The sequence below is a fragment of the Stenotrophomonas maltophilia group sp. RNC7 genome (assembly GCF_030910085.1).
In the GTDB taxonomy this organism is placed as follows: Bacteria; Pseudomonadota; Gammaproteobacteria; order Xanthomonadales; family Xanthomonadaceae; genus Stenotrophomonas; species Stenotrophomonas sepilia.
The window spans coordinates 1-928 of the sequence record NZ_JAVFVN010000639.1; the positions used below are offsets into that span (position 1 = coordinate 1).

Annotated in this window: 1 protein-coding gene; it reads right to left on the bottom strand. The window is 29.5% G+C overall.

The window, feature by feature from the left end; translation table 11 throughout:
• The coding region (locus RCF13_RS12775) for an SIR2 family protein (RefSeq protein ID WP_308141232.1) at nucleotides 1-609 on the bottom strand (609 nt) is incomplete at its 3' end.
• Nucleotides 610-928 lie beyond the last annotated feature (319 nt).

Sequence of the window (928 nt, forward strand, 5' to 3'; positions counted from 1 at the left end):
CCCTAAGAAGAGCATTGTATACTGACCACAAAACAGGGAAAATAAAGTTTTAAATTTCTCATTGCTATATAATTCATCATATTGTTTTTCTGTTAATACAATAGAACCTGTCTCATCAACATTTCCATGAATATGCCAAATTCGCTTATCCTTCTCTAAATTTGTTATTTCATGAGAGCTTAATGTAGTATCTTTTAAAGAGTGAACTTTAAATCTTTTTGGTTGTAGATGTTCAAATAATAAGTTGTCATAGTTAGTTGTTAAGAAAACAGGAAAATCTAACGATGCCAAATCGCTATAATTATGTAAAGAATCGTTATCTACCTCAACAAATTCTTCTTCAATTATTTGTTTTACACATTCTTGAATATCCCTCTCTGATAAGTTCCCACGTTTACTGATCAATTTTAAAGCAAAATCATATTCATATTCATCTATATACTCTTGAATAAATTCATAATATTTTTCATTAACGGTTTTTTTCATTAAAAGCTCAATTAACTTTCCCCATGAAGGTAGCTCAAACGGTAAAGATAATCCCGCTCCTATTAAGGGTACAATTTTTTGTTGCTGATATAACTTATTTAATTCGGCAATATCAAAATTCATTCTCTCTTCACTCCAGTTAAATGTCCTTTATATTTGATATTACCAAATATTCCTCACACAATGTACAAGAATCATACATTTTTATACATTGTTTTACAAAATATCTTCTGCATCACCCGAACTAGAAATTTTCCAATGAAGAGAATTTTAGCAAACGAGTACTAACCTCCATCCAAATACACTCTAAATTCCGTTTCTTTTGATACCTTACTCCTTAGTCTGTATTACAAAAAAAGCTCCTCATTTGTGTATTGACAACATAATCATTCAGATATCCCTAATGTCCATTTTTCTACTTTAGTACACAAAAAATGTAGTC